Below are 15,200 nucleotides of genomic sequence, written 5' to 3'. Positions count from 1 at the left end.
ACAGGTGGGGGCCTCGAAGTCCGGAACCGATGGCACGTGGCGCGACGAGCGCCCCGCACAGCGGCGAGCGAGCACAGCCGCCAGGCCATGCTCTCCGGACCGGGACCTGGCCTCTGTCGTCGATCGTGAGATCGAGCTGTCGAAACTCAGGTGGGAGGTGACTCCACTTGTGCACCTGGGGCACATCACGCTCGCAGGAGCGGTCAGCGACCCAGGTCAGTCAAGGAACGACTCTAACAGACACCTGGGTGCGCGCGACAACGCCCCCGCGCCACCGACCGCACCTCGCCGCCGCTCGGCAGCGCACCGCACCCCGTAATAAATACGAAGTTGGAACTCTTCCAGTTAAGGCGCTAGTGTGTGCGCATGACAACGGCCAGCCCTGAGCAGCAGCTCCGCGAGAACGGCCTGCGGGTCACCGCGACCCGCCTCGCCGCGCTCGAGGCGCTCGCGCAGCATCCCCACGCTGACGCGGACTCCGTGCTGACGTTCGTCCGGGATGCGCTCGGCACCGTCTCCGTGCAGGCGGTCTACGACGTGCTGCACGCCCTGACGGCTGCGGGACTCGTCCGCCAGATCGAGCCCGCGGGCCACCCCGCGCGGTACGAGCGGCGCATCGGCGACAACCACCACCATGTGGTGTGCCGGTCCTGCGGCGCGATCGACGACGTCGACTGCGCCGTCGGCCATGCCCCCTGCCTCATCCCGAGCTCGACCTCCGGCTTCACCATCGAGAGCGCCGAGGTCACCTTCTGGGGCCTGTGCCCCGACTGCCGGGGCGCCTGACCGGCCCCGGCGGCACCACATCTGACGCCTGCCATCGGCAGGACGGAACCATCAGCCCGGCAGAGCCGGGACAGCGAGAGGACGCACATGTCGAACGTCTCCCCCACCACCACCAACTCGGGCGCCCCCGTCGCGTCCGACGCGCACTCGCAGACGGTCGGCGCCGACGGCCCGATCGTCCTGCACGACCACTACCTGGTGGAGAAGCTCGCGCAGTTCAACCGCGAGCGCGTGCCGGAGCGCGTCGTGCACGCCAAGGGCGGCGGCGCGTTCGGCACGTTCACCACGACGAACGACGTCAGCGCGTTCACCCGCGCCGCGGTGTTCCAGCAGGGCACGACGACCGAGACGCTGGCCCGTTTCTCGACCGTCGCCGGCGAGGCGGGATCGCCCGACACCTGGCGCGACCCGCGCGGCTTCGCGCTGAAGTTCTACACGACCGAGGGCAACTACGACCTGGTCGGCAACAACACGCCCGTCTTCTTCATCCGCGACGGCATCAAGTTCCCCGACTTCATCCACTCGCAGAAGCGCCTGCCGGGCACGCACCTGCGCGACAACGACATGCAGTGGGACTTCTGGACTCTGTCCCCCGAGTCGGCGCACCAGGTGACCTGGCTCATGGGCGACCGCGGCATCCCGGCGTCGTGGCGGAACATGGACGGCTTCGGCTCGCACACGTACCAGTGGATCAACGCCGCGGGCGAGCGCTTCTGGGTCAAGTACCACTTCAAGACCAACCAGGGCATCAAGTGCTTCTCGAACGAGCAGGCCTCGCAACTCGCGGGGTCCGACGCGGACTTCCACATCCGTGACCTCTCCGAGTCCATCGACCGCGGCGACTTCCCGTCCTGGACGCTCTCGGTCCAGGTCATGCCGTACGAGGACGCCAAGGACTACCGCTTCAACCCGTTCGACCTCACGAAGGTGTGGCCGCACGCGGACTACCCGCTGATCGAGGTCGGCACGCTCGAGCTCAACCGCAACCCCGAGAACTACTTCGCGCAGATCGAGCAGGCGACGTTCGCGCCGAGCAACTTCGTGCCCGGCATCGCGGCGAGCCCCGACAAGATGCTCCTCGCGCGGATCTTCTCCTACGCCGACGCGCACCGGTACCGCGTGGGCACCAACCACGCGCAACTGCCCGTCAACGCCCCGCACGCCGCGCCGGTGCACTCGTACTCGCAGGACGGCGCCATGCGCTCGACCTTCAACTCGCCCAGCGCCCCGGTGTACGCGCCGAACTCGGTCGGCGGCCCGGCGGCCCACGCCGACGTCGCCGCGGAGTCCCGTGGCTGGGAGTCCGACGGTGACCTCGTGCGCACCGCCGCGACGCTGCACGCCGAGGACGACGACTTCGGCCAGGCCGGCACGCTCTACCGCGACGTCTTCGACGACGCTGCCCGCGCCCGCTTCCTCGAGACGATCACCGGCCACGTCGGCGGTGTGAAGAACGAGGCGATTCGCGAGCGCGCGATCCAGTACTGGACGAACGTGGACGCCAATCTGGGATCCGCGCTGCGGTCCAACCTGGCTGGGTTCGCGCCCGTCGAGACCGGCACCCCGGCCACGTCGGCGCTTCCGATCGCCTGACGACCGCTCGAGCCGAGGGCCCCGCACCACTCAGGTGCGGGGCCCTCGGCGTGCGCAGGCGCGCGGGGATGAGAGGATCTGGCCCATGCCCGAGCAGCCCGACCACATGACCGCCCCGGCGCCGCAGGCCGACCAGCAGGCCGATCAGCGCGGCGGCCGCCACGCCCACGACGACGCGGGCGCCGCGACGCGCGACATCGCCGACGTCGCCGCGGTCGAGGTCATCACCACCGCCGCCGTCCACCTCATGAGCGCGGCTGCCGTCAAGTGCGGGCTGGCCGAGGACCTCCCCGGATCGCCCGCCGCCGAGCACCTCGACCTCGACGAGGCCCGCAAGCTCATCACCGCGCTCGCCGCGCTCGTCACCGCGTCGGCGCCGGATCTGGGCAACCAGCACGCGCGCTCGCTCCGCGACGGGCTGCGCTCCCTGCAGCTCGCCTTCCGTGAGGCGTCGCCCTTCCCCGACGCGCCCGGCGAGGGTCCCGGGGAGAAGTTCACCGGTCCCGTCAGTTGACCTGCGGAGACGCGCCCGCGCGCCGCTGACGCGCCCTGAGCCGCGCCATCGGCGGCGCCACCCGGCGTGTCGCCTGGCCAGCCCCCTATCCTGTGCTGCGTGACGAACGACCTGGGGACGGCCGACGACGACGCCATCGGCGGCGCCGGGCCCCTGGACACGCACGTCGACGGCACGCCCGACGTCCCGCGGGCCGAGCAGCCCGGCGACCAGGCGCCCCCCGTCGACGACTCCTCCCAGGAACGGCTGGACAGGCTCGCCGCCCCGCTGGACCCGCGCACCGACACGAGGTCGCTCGCCGAGGCCGATCCGATCGCGCCCGTGGCCGATCCACTCCCGGCGGCCGACCCCGCAGCGCCGACCGACCCCGCAGCGGTGACCGACGCCGTGCCCGCGGTGGCCGACCCCGTCCTGGCCACTGATCCCGCGCCCACACCGCGCGCCGTCGCGGCCGCGAGCGTCACCGCGCCGATCCTGCCCCCTCCTCCCCCGCCCTCACTGTTCATGCCCCCGGAGGCCGCCGACGGAGGCACGCCCGCAGGCGCCGCACCGCCTCCCTCGTTGGCCCTGGCCGACGCGACGCGGCATCAGCGCCGGCCCTGGACGATGGTCGTCGTCACGTTGGCGCTCGCCGTCCTGATCGCGCTGAGCACCTACCTACTGGTGGCCGCCCGGGCGCTGGAGCAGCGCAACGCCGAGTGGGAGCAGGTCGCACGGCTCACCGGCCACGAGCTCGCCCAGGCGCGCGATGACCTCGCCGGAGCGCTCGCCGAGCTCGACGGCACACGCGCCCAGCTCGGCGCGGCGCAGAACCGCATCACCGAGCTCGCCGACGAGAAGGCCCAGCTCGGGGATGACCGCGAGGTGCAGCAGCGCGTCGTGGACTACCAGGAGAAGGTGTCCGAGGCGGCGCGCAAGGTCACGACGGCGCTCACGTCCTGCGTCGACGGGCAGAACAAGCTGATCGAGTACATGCAGGACCCCACGCTCTACGACGCGACCGACCTGACCCGGTTCCGCACCGACGTCACCCGGGTGTGCGAGGCCGCCACGGACGCCAACACGGCGCTGCAGGAGGTGCTCGGCCGATGAGATCGCACCGCGCGACGGTCGGGCTGTCGGCTGGCGTCGTGCTGTCCGCGGTGCTGATCGCGGGGTGCGGTGTGCTGCCGGCCATCCCGGGGCCCGTGCCAACCGACCTCGTGCCGTCGCACGCCCCGGTCACCGAGCCGACCCAGACGGGCAACCTGTCCGTCGACGGGTTCGACGCGGCGCAGCGGATGGCGGTGCGCATCCGCAACGTCGGCTGCTCGTCACTGTCCACGGGTTCGGGCTTCGCGCTCGACGAGTCGACGCTGATCACCAACCGGCACGTCGTGGCCGACTCGGCCGACCTGCAGGTCAGCACCTACGACGGGCGGGACATCGCGGTCACGGCCTCCAGCATCGCGGGACTCGCGGACCTCGCAGTGGTGCGGACCGCCGAGCCCCTGCCCGCGGCTCCGGTGCTGGCAGAGGATGACCCGACGACGGGTGACGAGGTGACGGTGGTCGGCTACCCGCTGGGCGGCCAGCTCACGGTCACCAGCGGCCATGTCATCGGCACCACCACCGACCCGCTCAACGAGAACCTCGGCGAGGTGCTCATCACCGACGCCGCCGTGGAGCCGGGGAGCTCCGGCTCGGCGGCGCTCGACTCCGAGGGCCGCGTCATCGGCGTCGTCTACGCGAAGAACTCGACGGGCATGAGCTTCGTGGTGCCAGTCAGCACGTTGCGCGCGATGCTTGCTGACGACACCTCGTTCGTGGACTCCGAGTCCTGCACCTCGTCCTGACCACCCAGAGCCACCAGCCTCGCGAAGAAGCAGGAGACACCATGCCGCAGGACCACGAGTTCGACCCGTCGGGTGTGACGCAGGCGGTGAGCGACACGCTCAACGTCGACCGGGTGTTCGGCGAGCCCTACGAGCACGCCGGCACGACGGTGATCCCGGTGGCCCGGCTGCTCGGCGGCACAGGCTCCGGCTTCGGCACCGGCCAGCTCGACACCAAGAACGCGGAGCGCGGCGAGGCCGGCGGCCAGGGCGGTGGCGGCGGGTATGCCGCGCGCGTCAAGCCGCTCGGCGTGTACGTGATCGACAGCGCCGGTGTGCACTGGCGCCCTGCGCTCGACCTCAACCGCGTCATCCTCGGCGGTCAGGCGGTCGCAGTGGTGGGCATCACGGTGCTGAGCGTCGCCTGGGTGCTGGGCCGGCGCCGCCGGCGCTGACTCGCAGGCGCTGACTCACAGGCACTGACTCAGCCCGCGGCGCGCAGTCGGAGCTCAACCGAGTCCACCCGCGCCGCGATGGTCTCGTCCGCGGCGAGCGCGTCGTTGACCTGCGCCAGGACCGCGTCCAGGCGAGTGCGGTCGAGCCCGGGAACGACGCCGAGCACCACCGCGACCTCGGCGCGACGGCCCGGCTCCGCGTCGGCAGCGCGCACCTCGCCGATCTGCGAGAGCGCCCTCCGCACCGCGTCGCGCACCTCGCCGTCCACCTCGAGCCCTTCCGGCGTCGCGCCCACCGCGGGGCGCCACTGCTCCTGCCGCGCCAGAGCCCAGACGGCAGGCCGCGGGATGAGGACGGTGACGGGCCCGCCCGGGTCCAGCACGAGCAGCTCCCAGCCCTCGCTCACGGCCGACAGCGCGGCGCGCGCGACCTCCGAGGGGACGGGCCGGGCGTCGGCTCGCCAGGCCGCCATGCTGGCCACCGAGGTGAACACCGGCAACGCCGTGCGCCCGTCGGGGGCCCGCAGCGCGACGATCCCGGTGGAGGCCTCCTTGTCGACTGTGTGCTGGCGCCCGTCGTGCTCGACGACGCCCGCGGCGTCGAGCACGGCGAGCACCGGCACCAGCACCCGCGTCCCCGCGAGGGCCTCCACGACCTCCGCCACGCGGTTGTGGCCTCGGGCATGGTCGTCCAGCACGGCTGCGAGCGCCGCGTCGCACGTCCCGTCGTCGCTCGCGAACGGCGACGACGGGGGCAGCTCACGACCGGCCACGGTCACGGCCGTCCGGCGATGTCCAGGGCCTCGGGGAGGGTGAAGGCGCCGGCGTACAGGGCCTTGCCCACGATCGCGCCCTCGACGCCGAGCGGCACCAGCGTCCGCAGCGCCTCGATGTCCGCGAGGCTCGAGACACCGCCCGACGCCACGACCGGGGCGGACGTCCGCTCGCAGACCTCACGCAGCAGCTCCAGGTTCGGGCCGCGCAGCGTGCCGTCCTTGGTGACGTCCGTGAGCACATAGCGGGCGCAGCCGGCGGCGTCGAGGCGTGCGAGCACCTCCCACAGGTCCCCGCCCTCCTGCGTCCAGCCACGCGCGGCCAGCGTCGTGCCGCGCACGTCGAGGCCCACCGCGATGGCCGCGCCGTGGCTTGCGATGACCTTCGCGGTCCACTCCGGGTCCTCGAGGGCGGCGGTGCCCAGGTTCACGCGGGTGGCGCCCATCGCCAGGGCACGCTCGAGCGACTCGTCATCCCGGATGCCGCCCGACAGCTCGACCTTGACGCCCTTGCCCGCGAGGTCCGCGGTGACGTCGGCGAGCAGCGGCGCGTTCGAGCCGCGCCCGAACGCCGCGTCCAGGTCCACCAAGTGGATCCACTCCGCGCCGCCGGCGTGCCAGTCGAGCGCGGCGGCAAGCGGGTCCCCGTAGCCCGTCTCAGAGCCGGCGGCTCCCTGGACCAGGCGCACGGCCTGCCCAGCGGCGACGTCGACGGCGGGCAGCAGCTCCAGGCGATCGGTCATGGTGTCCTCTCTCGGCGGCGCGTGGTGCGCCAGTGCGTGGCGTCGGCCCGTGGGCCGGTCATGGTCTAGATGGTGGCGCGCCGTCAGCGCAGCGAGGCGACCCAGTTGCGCAGCAGCTCGGCGCCGGCGTCCCCGGACTTCTCCGGGTGGAACTGCGTCGCCGCCAGCGGGCCGTTCTCCACGGCGGCGACGAACCGCCCGCCGTGCTCGGACCAGGTCACCAACGGGGCGGCGAACCGCTCCGCGTCCACCGACTCCGCCAGCGGGAAGGAGCGCGCGGCGTAGGAGTGCACGAAGTAGAAGCGCTCGTGCTCGATCCCAGCGAATAGCGTCGACCCAGTGGGCACGTCGACAGTCGACCAGCCCATGTGCGGGACGACCTCGGCCTCGAGGCGGTCCACCACACCGGGCCACTCGCCGAGCCCGTCGGCCCGCACGCCGTGCTCGTCCCCCGAGGCGAACATGACCTGCATGCCGACGCAGATGCCGAGCACCGGGCGCCCGCCCGCGAGCCGGCGGTCGACGATCTGGTCGCCGTGGACGCCACGCAGGCCGGTCATGCAGGCGGCGAAGGCGCCCACGCCGGGCACGATGAGACCGTCGGCCTCAGTGGCCGCATGGGCGTCGGCGGTGAGCTCGACCTGGGCGCCGACACGCTCCAGCGCACGCACGGCGGACCGCACGTTGCCGAAGCCGTAGTCGAGGACGACGACACGAGACTGGCTGGGCACGGGCCCAGGCTACCCGTCGCGCCGGGACGGATGGGCAGGCGTCCAGGCCTGGGCGGGCGTTCCCCCGCAACCCCACGCCCAGGCCTCGACGCGGCCCCGCGTCAGCGGCGGCGGTTGTCCTTCGCCGCGGCGGCAAGCAGGCGCATCGCCTTCCAGCGCGAGATCCCCACGCTGGTCACAGCGTTCTCCGCGTCCGCGATCGTCAGCGTGCCGAGCAGCAGCTGCTCCAGCTCCGGTGGCGCGTCCGACAGCACCAGCCCGGGTGGCAGGTCGTCACCCTGCACGCCGTTGGCCCAGTGGGTCGCGCTGATCCGCCCGGCCCGCCGCACCAGCAGCACCACCGGCGCGGCCTTGAGCATCGCCGAGAGGGCGCCGGCCCCGGCCGGGCCCGCCGCCGGGTCGCGCAGCACCGCGACGGCTCCGACGGGCGTGAAGATGGCGTCGGCGTCGACCTTGGCCAGCGCGCATGCGGCCGCCAGAGCCTCAGCCCCGGCCACCTGGGTGACGACGAGCGCGACCTGCGGCTTCTCGTCCTGCGGCACGACAGCCGGCGGCTCCGCCGGAGACGGCTCGGTCGGCTGCGGCTCGTTCGCGCCAGGCTCAGGAGAGTGGGCGTCGAGGCCTGCCAGTGAGGACAGGTCGTCCGGCACCGAGAAGCCCTCGGGCAGCTCGTCGTCGCCGTCGGGGCGCGGGGCGTCCACGCTCACAGCGCGCCCTTGGTGCTGGGAATGCCCTCGACCCGCGGGTCGGGCTGCACGGCGAAGCGCAGCGCCCGGGCCAGCGCCTTGAACTGCGCCTCCACGATGTGGTGCGGGTCCCGCCCGGCGAGCACCCGCATGTGGATGCAGATCCCGGCGTGGTGCGCGATCGACTCCAGCACGTGGCGGGTGAGCGAGCCGGTGAAGTGGCCGCCGATCAGGTGGTACTCCTGGCCCGCGGGCTCGCCGGAGTGCACCAGGTACGGCCGCCCGGAGACGTCGACCACAGCCTGCGCGAGCGCCTCGTCCAGGGGCACCATCGCGTCGCCGAAGCGGGAGATGCCCTTCTTGTCGCCGAGCGCCACCCGGAGCGCCTCGCCCAGCGCGATGGCGACGTCCTCGACGGTGTGGTGGGCGTCGATGTGCGTGTCGCCCGTCGCCTTGACCGTCAGGTCGATCAGCGAGTGCTTGCCGAGCGCGGTGAGCATGTGGTCGTAGAACCCGACAGTGGTCGAGATGTCCGTCGTGCCCGTGCCGTCGAGGTCGAGCTCGACGAGCACGCTCGACTCGCTCGTGGTCCGCTCGATGCGCGCCGTGCGCGCCGAACGGTCAGCCGTCGTGGTCACAGTCCTGCCACCTCCACCAGGGCGTCCTTGAACGCCGTCATGTCCTCCGGCGTGCCGATCGACACGCGCAGCCACCCCTCAGGTCCCGTCTCGCGGATCAGCACGCCGCGGTCGAGCAGACCCTGCCAGATCGCGTGCCGGTCGTCGAACACCCCGAACAGCACGAAGTTCGCGTCGGACTCGGCAACCCGCAGCCCGTGGCCGCGCAGCCACTCGACCAGCGCGTCGCGCTCGGCGCGCAGCGACCCGACCTGCGCCATCAGCGCGGGAGCGTGCCGCAGCGCGGCCCGGGCCACGGCCTGCGTCACCGCGGACAGGTGATACGGCAGCCGGACCACGCGCAGCGCGTCGATCAGGTGCGGCGAGGCCGCCAGGTAGCCGACTCGGGCACCGGCCAGGCCGAACGCCTTGGACATGGTGCGGCTGACCACCAGGTGCGGCCGCTCGGGGAGCAGGTGCAGCGCCGAGCGGGTCCCCTCCCGGCGGAACTCGCCATAGGCCTCGTCGACCACCACGACACAGCCGCCGGGCACCCCCGCGGCGGCGTCGAGGATCACCTCGAGCGTCTCGGCGGGCAGCGCAGTGCCGGTCGGGTTGTTCGGGCTGGCCAGCAGCACCACGGACGGGGCCTCGGCGGCGATCAGCGCAGCAGCGGCCTGCGGGTCGACGGCGAAGTCCTCAGCCCGGCGCCCGACCACCCACCGGGTGCTCGTGTCCCGCGCGTACTCCGGGTACATCGAATAGGTCGGCGCGAACGACAACGCCGTGCGCCCAGGTCCGCCAAAGGCCTGCAGCAGGTGCAGCATGATCTCGTTCGACCCGTTCGCGGCCCAGATCTGCTCCGGTGCGAGCACGGCGCCTGACTCCACGCGGAGGTATCCGGCCAGGTCGGCGCGCAACGCGGCGAAGTCCCGGTCCGGGTAGCGGTTCAGGCCCGCGGCGGCCAGCGCGACGTCATGGGCGATGTCGGCGACCACAGCCTCGGAGGGCGCGTACGGGTTCTCGTTCACGTTGAGCAGGTGCGGCACGTCGAGCTGCGGCGCGCCGTACGGCTCGAGCCCGACGAGCTCGGCACGCAGCGGCAGCGACGGGCGGTCAAGGTCAGCAGTCACGATGCGAGTCTAGATACTCGCCGCTTCAGGGCCCCCACCCGTCCCCCACATGGGACGGCGGACCTCCGAGCCACTCCACTCCGCATGGCACGCCCGCTGGCCAGAACATGACGAAGGTCCCACCCACCGCACGCCGCCTTGTGCCTAGCCTCGTGGTGCGGCAGCGAAATCCCCCCTTTCGCACATGGCCGCCTGACGAGGACGTCAGCTGATGCCCGTCCGCTCTCCCCCCGTGCGGACGGGCATCCGCATGTCAGTGGGGTTCCAGGGCCGCGCCGTCCACAGGCAGAGACCGCGGGGTGACCGTGATGTGGTGTTGTCGCTAGGTTCACCCGCATGATCCCGTCGCCGCGCTCGCTCCCCGACGTTCGCGAGACGCATCGGCGCCGGCCACCGGCCGTGTGGGCGGCGGCTGCGGCATTGGCCATCTCGCTCGGCCTGACCGCGTGCACCGACGAAGACAGGGCCCCACTGCCCAGCCCCACTGGCACCGACGTCGTGGCCACGCCCACACCGACGCCGACGCCGAGCCCTACCCGCTCCCCCAAGCCCGAACGCCCCACCGCGATGGACGAGGTCAGCGTCGAGGGCGCGATTGCCGCCGCCACGTACTTCGTCGAGCTCTACCCCTACGTGTACAACACCGGCGACCTCGCCGAGTGGAATGCCCTCAGTCACCCCGAATGCCTGACGTGCACGGGAATTGCGACCAAAGTTGAGGAGATGCACGGCTTGGGCCAGAGAATCGAAGGGGCTGCGATCTCAGTCGCAGATGTCAGCGGCGTCGAACTGATCCCAGGATCTTCCTTCAGCGTTGAGATGCAGATGACCCAAGGGCCCACAACAGTGAAGGACTCCGCCGGGAACACGCAGTCGGAGCAGCTGAAGTCGGTGACTTCGAAGCCGCTCCTCATTGTCGTTCATGAGTCGGACCGCTGGCTCATCCGGGCACTCGAAAACCAGGCCCCCGATGCGTGAGGCAGGCAAGAGCCTGACCGTTGGACTCCTGCTCGTCGGCCTGGCTCAAGGCGCATCCACGTCGCCTGACTTTGGCGGATCAATGAAGGACAACTCCGCAATCATCAAAGGCGCGCTCGCGAATACCGCCGCGGAGGACTGGGCAGAGGCGAGTGCGGCGGGTGATCCGGTGGCGGTGTTGACGGAGTACAAGCGGATGGAGCAGTGCGAGGGGGCGGGGCACGTCTACCCCGCGGAGAACGGCCCATGCGCCGGCGCGGACGGCGCCGTACCGCTGCCCGACTGCGGCGGATACCCACCGCTGCTGCACCTGTGGCGGCACACCCGCCCCACCGCCGACGCCCCATGGGGCCCCTGGGCCAAGCGTTCCACTCTTTCATGTGCGAGCCACGGCACCCGTCCAATGTCCCCCCGCGTAAGATCGTCGGCAGCGTCAGATGTGTAAAAGAGACGGCCCCATCCCCCCCCCCCCCCCGCCTGCCACCGCCGGTGAGCGCCCCCAGCACTCCCCTGTCCCCCGCGAGGCACTGCGCGAGCAGGCAGAGTCGGCGCTCCGCGCCCTCGTCGGGAGCCCTGACGCGCGGCTGCGTGACGACCAGTGGCGCGCGGTCGAGGCCCTGGTGGCCGACCGTCGCCGGGCGCTCGTCGTGCAGCGCACCGGGTGGGGGAAGTCAGCGGTGTACTTCGTGGCGACAGCGCTGTTGCGCGCGGGCGCGACCGGGGCTGAGCCGTCCGGGCCGACGGTGATCATCTCCCCGTTGCTCGCCCTGATGCGCAACCAGGTGGCCGCGGCCGAGCGTGCGGGGATCCGCGCCGAGACGATCAACTCCTCGAACGTCACGGAGTGGGCCGATGTGCAGGCCCGCGTGCAGGCCGGCGAGGTGGACGTGCTGCTCGTCTCTCCCGAGCGGCTCAACAACCCGGGCTTCCGCGACGAGGTGCTGCCCCGGCTGGCCGCTGACGCCGGGCTCGTGGTGATCGACGAGGCCCACTGCATCTCCGACTGGGGACACGACTTCCGGCCCGACTATCGGCGCATCCGCACGCTCCTCGCCGATCTGCCTGCCGGGATCCCGGTGCTGGCCACCACCGCCACCGCGAACTCCCGCGTCACCGACGATGTCGCCGAGCAGCTCGCTGTCACCGGCGCGACGGAGGAGAGCGCGGACGCCCTGGCCGACGTGCTGGTGCTCCGCGGGCCCCTCGACCGCGAGAGCCTGCACCTGTCGGTGGCGCGGCTCCCCGACACCTCGGCGCAGCTCGCCTGGCTCGCGCACAACCTCCCCCGCATCGACGGCTCGGGGATCGTCTACTGCCTGACGGTGGCGGCGGCGCAGCAGGTCACCGAGTATCTGCGGGGCGTCGGGCTGGACGTGCGGGCGTACACCGGCCAGACGGACACCGCGGAGCGTGAGGTCGCCGAGGCAGACCTCCTCGCCAACCGGGTCAAGGCGCTGGTCGCCACGTCGGCGCTCGGCATGGGCTTCGACAAGGGCGACCTCGCGTTCGTGGTGCACCTCGGGGCTCCCGCCTCGCCGATCGCGTACTACCAGCAGGTCGGGCGCGCCGGCCGCGCCACACAGCACGCCGAGGTGGTCCTGCTGCCGGGCCGCGAGGACAAGGCGATCTGGGACTACTTCGCCTCGATGGCCTTCCCGCCCGAGACGGAGGTCCGCGCGGCGCTGGCCGCGCTGGAGAGCCGGGGGATGCTCTCGACGGCCGCTCTGGAGACGCAGGTGACCCTGCGCCGGGCGCGGCTCGAGCTCATGCTCAAGGTCCTCGACGTGGACGGCGCGGTGCACCGGGTGCGCGGCGGCTGGGAGGCCACGGGCCAGCCGTGGTCCTACGACGCCGAGCGGTACGAGCGCGTGAGCGCGGCCCGGCGTGCGGAGCAGCAGGCGATGGTCGACTACGTGCGCGGCGACGGCTGCCGCATGGCGTTCCTTCGCCGTGCGCTCGATGACCCGGAGCTGGTGGACGGCTGGCGCTGCGGGCGCTGCGACAGGTGCGGCGGGGCGAGCGCCGGGTCGGCTCCCGACGAGGCGGAGATCGCCAGCGCCCGGGAGCGGCTCGCGGTGCCGGGCGTGGAGGTGGAGCCCCGGAAGATGTGGCCGTCGGGCATGGCGTCGCTGGGTGTGGAGCTGAGCGGCCGGATCGCGGCCGACGAGCGGGCCGAGACGGGCCGTGCGGTGGCGCGGCTGGACGGGATCGGCTGGGGCGGGTTGCTCCGCGACCTGTTCACACCAACGACGCCCGACGGCCACGGGGCTCCCGAGGGGCATGGGGCGCCTGACGCGCTCCCGGCGTCGCTGCGGCAGCCGGTGCTCGACGTCCTCGCGGGCTGGTCGCCTGACCCGGCGCCGGCGGGGATCGTCGTGGTGGAGTCCCTCACCCGTCCGGGACTGCTACGGCACCTGGCCGACGGCGTCTCCCGTCACCTCGGCATCCCCGTGGTGGGCACGCTGCGGCCGATCGGGGGCGCCCCCGCGGCCCGGCACGACGTGAACTCCGCTCAGCGCTTGGCCGGTGTGGTGCGCCGCCTCGAACTCGACCTGTCGCCTGCGGCGTCTGCTGGCCTCCCGGGGCGTTCAGTGCTGCTGCTCGACGACCGGACCGACTCCGGCTGGACTCTCACCGTCGGCGCCCGCCTGCTGAGGCAGGCGGGCGCGTCGGCGGTGTTCCCGTTCGTGCTGGGCATCGGCTGAGGCCTGCGCGCGACGGCTCAGAAGCGCGCCCGGATCGCCTCGCCGTGGGCGGGCAGGCGCTCCGCGTCGGCGAGGGCGACGATCCTGTCCGCCACCGCCGCCAGCGCATCCGCGTCGTACTCGATGACCTGGATGGCGCGCACGAAGCTGTGCACCCCGAGACCGCTCGCGAAGCGCGCGCAGCCGCCGGTGGGCAGCACGTGGTTGGAGCCCGCCATGTAGTCGCCGAGGGAGACCGGGGCGTAGGGGCCGACGAAGATCGCCCCCGCGCTCGTCACCCGCTCGGCGACGGCGGCGGCGTCGACGGTCTGGATCTCCAGGTGCTCGGCGCCGTAGGCGTTGACGACCTCCAGGCCGTGCTCCAGGTTGTCCACCAGCACGATCGCCGACTGCGGGCCGGCCAGCGCCTGCATGGCCCGCGCGGCGTTGGCCGTGACCTCGACCCGGTCGGTGAGCTTGGACTCGACGGCTCCCGCGAGCTCCACGGACGTCGTGACCAGCACGGCTGCGGCCAGCGGGTCGTGCTCCGCCTGGGAGAGCAGGTCGGCGGCGACGTGCGACGGGTCTGCCGTGCCGTCGGCGAGGATGGCGATCTCGGTGGGGCCCGCCTCGGCGTCGATGCCCACCACCCCGCGCACGAGCCGCTTGGCGGCGGCCACGTACACGTTGCCCGGGCCGGTGATGACGTCGACCGGCTCGCACAGCGTCTCGCCGTCGCCCGGCTCCGAGCCCGCGGCGCCGTAGGCGAACATCGCGATGGCCTGCGCGCCTCCGACTGCGTAGACCTCGTCAATGCCGAGCAGCCCACAGGTGGCGAGGACATCCGGCGACGGCAGCCCTCCGTTGTCCCGCTGCGGCGGGGACGCCACCGCGAGGGATCCGACTCCCGCCTCCTGCGCGGCCACCACGTTCATCACCACCGACGACGGGTACACGGCAAGCCCGCCGGGCACGTACAGCCCGACTCGGCGCACGGGGACCCAGCGCTGGCGCACCTGCGCGCCCGGCGCGACGTCCACGGCGAAGTCGGCGGGCCGCTGCGCGGCGTGCACGGAGCGGACGCGGGTGATGGCCTCCTCGAGTGCGGCGCGGACCAGCGGGTCCAGGCCGAGCACCGCCTCCTGGATGGCGTCGGCGGGCACGCGGAGATGAGTGGGGCGCACTCCGTCGAATCGCTCGCCCAGGTCCCGCAGTGCCGTGGCGCCCTGAGTGCGCACGGCGGCGACGATCGGCGCCACCTGCTCGGTGGCGGTCTCGACGTCGAGCTCGGCACGGGGCAGGGTCTCGAGGAGCTCCCGCCGGGACATCGAACGACCGCGCAGGTCGATTCTGGAGATCATGGGCCTGAGTTTAGTGTCGTGCGACACCCGGGGGCCGGGCGGGCCGCCGTGCGGGACGCCGATCGAGGATGATGGGCGCATGAGCACCTCGCACACCCCCGGACACCGCGACATCGTCCCGATCACCGACGAGTCGATTCGCCTGGGCCAGTTCCTCAAGCTCGCCGGGCTGGCCGACTCCGGGGCACAGGCCCGCGAGATGCTCGAAGACGGCTTGGTGTTCGTCAACGGCGAGCCCGAGGAGCGCCGCGGACGCCAGCTGCGCCGGGCGGACCTCGTCACCGTGGACCTGCCAGCCGGCGAGGTGCGTGCCGTCGTCGGCTGAGCGACAG

The 15,200-nt window shown here is 72.7% G+C and carries 16 protein-coding genes; 9 read left to right on the top strand and 7 right to left on the bottom strand.

Features of this window, described 5'->3' with window-relative positions; translation table 11 throughout:
* The first annotated feature begins 366 nt into the window (after positions 1 to 366).
* The 6 genes from BN3788_RS01920 (at position 367) to BN3788_RS01895 (ending at position 5,162) form a co-directional block, all read left to right on the top strand.
* Entirely contained in the window at positions 367 to 786 is a 420-nt protein-coding gene (locus BN3788_RS01920; RefSeq protein ID WP_066582155.1) for a Fur family transcriptional regulator, read from the top strand.
* An 87-nt stretch (positions 787 to 873) separates the two neighbouring features.
* Entirely contained in the window at positions 874 to 2,379 is a 1,506-nt protein-coding gene (locus BN3788_RS01915; protein WP_066582154.1) for a catalase, read from the top strand.
* A gap of 106 nt (positions 2,380 to 2,485) precedes the next feature.
* Positions 2,486 to 2,893 (top strand): DUF1844 domain-containing protein, encoded by a 408-nt coding sequence (locus tag BN3788_RS01910; protein WP_234346437.1) that lies wholly within the window; start codon positions 2,486 to 2,488, stop codon positions 2,891 to 2,893.
* A gap of 99 nt (positions 2,894 to 2,992) precedes the next feature.
* The gene (locus BN3788_RS19590) at positions 2,993 to 3,985 is read left to right on the top strand and encodes a hypothetical protein (RefSeq protein ID WP_234346430.1); all 993 of its coding nucleotides are present in this window, start codon (positions 2,993 to 2,995) and stop codon (positions 3,983 to 3,985) included.
* Positions 3,982 to 4,728, top strand: a complete 747-nt coding sequence (locus BN3788_RS01900) for a S1C family serine protease (protein WP_066582153.1) — start codon at positions 3,982 to 3,984, stop codon at positions 4,726 to 4,728. Before BN3788_RS19590 ends, BN3788_RS01900 begins: the two co-directional genes overlap by 4 nt.
* A 41-nt stretch (positions 4,729 to 4,769) precedes the next feature.
* Positions 4,770 to 5,162: a spore germination protein GerW family protein gene (locus tag BN3788_RS01895; protein WP_066582152.1), complete on the top strand. Its 393-nt coding sequence runs from the start codon at positions 4,770 to 4,772 to the stop codon at positions 5,160 to 5,162.
* Between the two features lie 29 nt (positions 5,163 to 5,191).
* Here the strand turns inward: BN3788_RS01895 and BN3788_RS01890 are convergent, their stop codons facing one another.
* From BN3788_RS01890 to BN3788_RS01865, 6 genes are all read right to left on the bottom strand, one after another.
* The gene (locus BN3788_RS01890; RefSeq protein WP_066582225.1) at positions 5,192 to 5,935 is read right to left on the bottom strand and encodes an SseB family protein; all 744 of its coding nucleotides are present in this window, start codon (positions 5,933 to 5,935) and stop codon (positions 5,192 to 5,194) included.
* A 2-nt stretch (positions 5,936 to 5,937) separates the two neighbouring features.
* Complete coding sequence (gene priA, locus BN3788_RS01885) at positions 5,938 to 6,678, bottom strand: bifunctional 1-(5-phosphoribosyl)-5-((5-phosphoribosylamino)methylideneamino)imidazole-4-carboxamide isomerase/phosphoribosylanthranilate isomerase PriA (protein WP_066582151.1); 741 nt, start codon at positions 6,676 to 6,678, stop codon at positions 5,938 to 5,940.
* A gap of 83 nt (positions 6,679 to 6,761) precedes the next feature.
* Positions 6,762 to 7,409: an imidazole glycerol phosphate synthase subunit HisH gene (gene hisH / locus BN3788_RS01880; RefSeq protein ID WP_066582150.1), complete on the bottom strand. Its 648-nt coding sequence runs from the start codon at positions 7,407 to 7,409 to the stop codon at positions 6,762 to 6,764.
* A 101-nt stretch (positions 7,410 to 7,510) separates the two neighbouring features.
* On the bottom strand, positions 7,511 to 8,116 hold the full coding sequence (locus tag BN3788_RS01875) for a hypothetical protein (RefSeq protein ID WP_234346429.1): 606 nt from the start codon (positions 8,114 to 8,116) through the stop codon (positions 7,511 to 7,513).
* The gene (gene hisB / locus BN3788_RS01870) at positions 8,113 to 8,733 is read right to left on the bottom strand and encodes an imidazoleglycerol-phosphate dehydratase HisB (RefSeq protein ID WP_066582148.1); all 621 of its coding nucleotides are present in this window, start codon (positions 8,731 to 8,733) and stop codon (positions 8,113 to 8,115) included. Before hisB ends, BN3788_RS01875 begins: the two co-directional genes overlap by 4 nt.
* Entirely contained in the window at positions 8,730 to 9,845 is a 1,116-nt protein-coding gene (locus tag BN3788_RS01865; RefSeq protein ID WP_066582147.1) for a histidinol-phosphate transaminase, read from the bottom strand. Before BN3788_RS01865 ends, hisB begins: the two co-directional genes overlap by 4 nt.
* A gap of 336 nt (positions 9,846 to 10,181) precedes the next feature.
* Here BN3788_RS01865 and BN3788_RS19180 point away from each other — a divergent pair, with 336 nt between their 5' ends.
* A complete protein-coding gene (locus BN3788_RS19180) occupies positions 10,182 to 10,823 on the top strand; it encodes a DUF6318 family protein (RefSeq protein WP_147525028.1) in 642 nt (213 codons plus the stop codon).
* 437 nt (positions 10,824 to 11,260) lie between these two features.
* Positions 11,261 to 13,528, top strand: coding sequence for a RecQ family ATP-dependent DNA helicase (locus BN3788_RS01855; RefSeq protein ID WP_082812489.1), 2,268 nt, complete (start codon positions 11,261 to 11,263; stop codon positions 13,526 to 13,528).
* Positions 13,529 to 13,545: 17 nt separating this feature from the next.
* Here the strand turns inward: BN3788_RS01855 and hisD are convergent, their stop codons facing one another.
* The gene (hisD, locus tag BN3788_RS01850; RefSeq protein ID WP_066582145.1) at positions 13,546 to 14,868 is read right to left on the bottom strand and encodes a histidinol dehydrogenase; all 1,323 of its coding nucleotides are present in this window, start codon (positions 14,866 to 14,868) and stop codon (positions 13,546 to 13,548) included.
* Between the two features lie 79 nt (positions 14,869 to 14,947).
* Here hisD and BN3788_RS01845 point away from each other — a divergent pair, with 79 nt between their 5' ends.
* Positions 14,948 to 15,193: an RNA-binding S4 domain-containing protein gene (locus BN3788_RS01845; RefSeq protein WP_066582144.1), complete on the top strand. Its 246-nt coding sequence runs from the start codon at positions 14,948 to 14,950 to the stop codon at positions 15,191 to 15,193.
* Positions 15,194 to 15,200 lie beyond the last annotated feature (7 nt).

The sequence above is a fragment of the Cellulomonas timonensis genome (assembly GCF_900046455.1).
Classification (GTDB): domain Bacteria; phylum Actinomycetota; class Actinomycetes; order Actinomycetales; family Cellulomonadaceae; genus Cellulomonas_A; species Cellulomonas_A timonensis.
Note: the sequence above shows the minus strand (reverse complement) of the source record. Positions and strands in the feature narration are given on the sequence as shown.

What these genes read in the sequence shown, in the direction of transcription:
- BN3788_RS19180 (WP_147525028.1), top strand. Translation starts at nt 10,182, where the DNA reads ATGATCCCGTCGCCGCGCTCGCTCCCCGACGTTCGCGAGACGCATCGG.
- BN3788_RS01895 (WP_066582152.1), top strand. Translation starts at nt 4,770, where the DNA reads ATGCCGCAGGACCACGAGTTCGACCCGTCGGGTGTGACGCAGGCGGTG.
- BN3788_RS01900 (WP_066582153.1), top strand. Translation starts at nt 3,982, where the DNA reads ATGAGATCGCACCGCGCGACGGTCGGGCTGTCGGCTGGCGTCGTGCTG.
- priA (WP_066582151.1), bottom strand. Translation starts at nt 6,678, where the DNA reads ATGACCGATCGCCTGGAGCTGCTGCCCGCCGTCGACGTCGCCGCTGGG.
- BN3788_RS01910 (WP_234346437.1), top strand. Translation starts at nt 2,486, where the DNA reads ATGACCGCCCCGGCGCCGCAGGCCGACCAGCAGGCCGATCAGCGCGGC.
- BN3788_RS01920 (WP_066582155.1), top strand. Translation starts at nt 367, where the DNA reads ATGACAACGGCCAGCCCTGAGCAGCAGCTCCGCGAGAACGGCCTGCGG.
- BN3788_RS01915 (WP_066582154.1), top strand. Translation starts at nt 874, where the DNA reads ATGTCGAACGTCTCCCCCACCACCACCAACTCGGGCGCCCCCGTCGCG.
- BN3788_RS01845 (WP_066582144.1), top strand. Translation starts at nt 14,948, where the DNA reads ATGAGCACCTCGCACACCCCCGGACACCGCGACATCGTCCCGATCACC.
- hisD (WP_066582145.1), bottom strand. Translation starts at nt 14,868, where the DNA reads ATGATCTCCAGAATCGACCTGCGCGGTCGTTCGATGTCCCGGCGGGAG.
- BN3788_RS01855 (WP_082812489.1), top strand. Translation starts at nt 11,261, where the DNA reads ATGTGTAAAAGAGACGGCCCCATCCCCCCCCCCCCCCCGCCTGCCACC.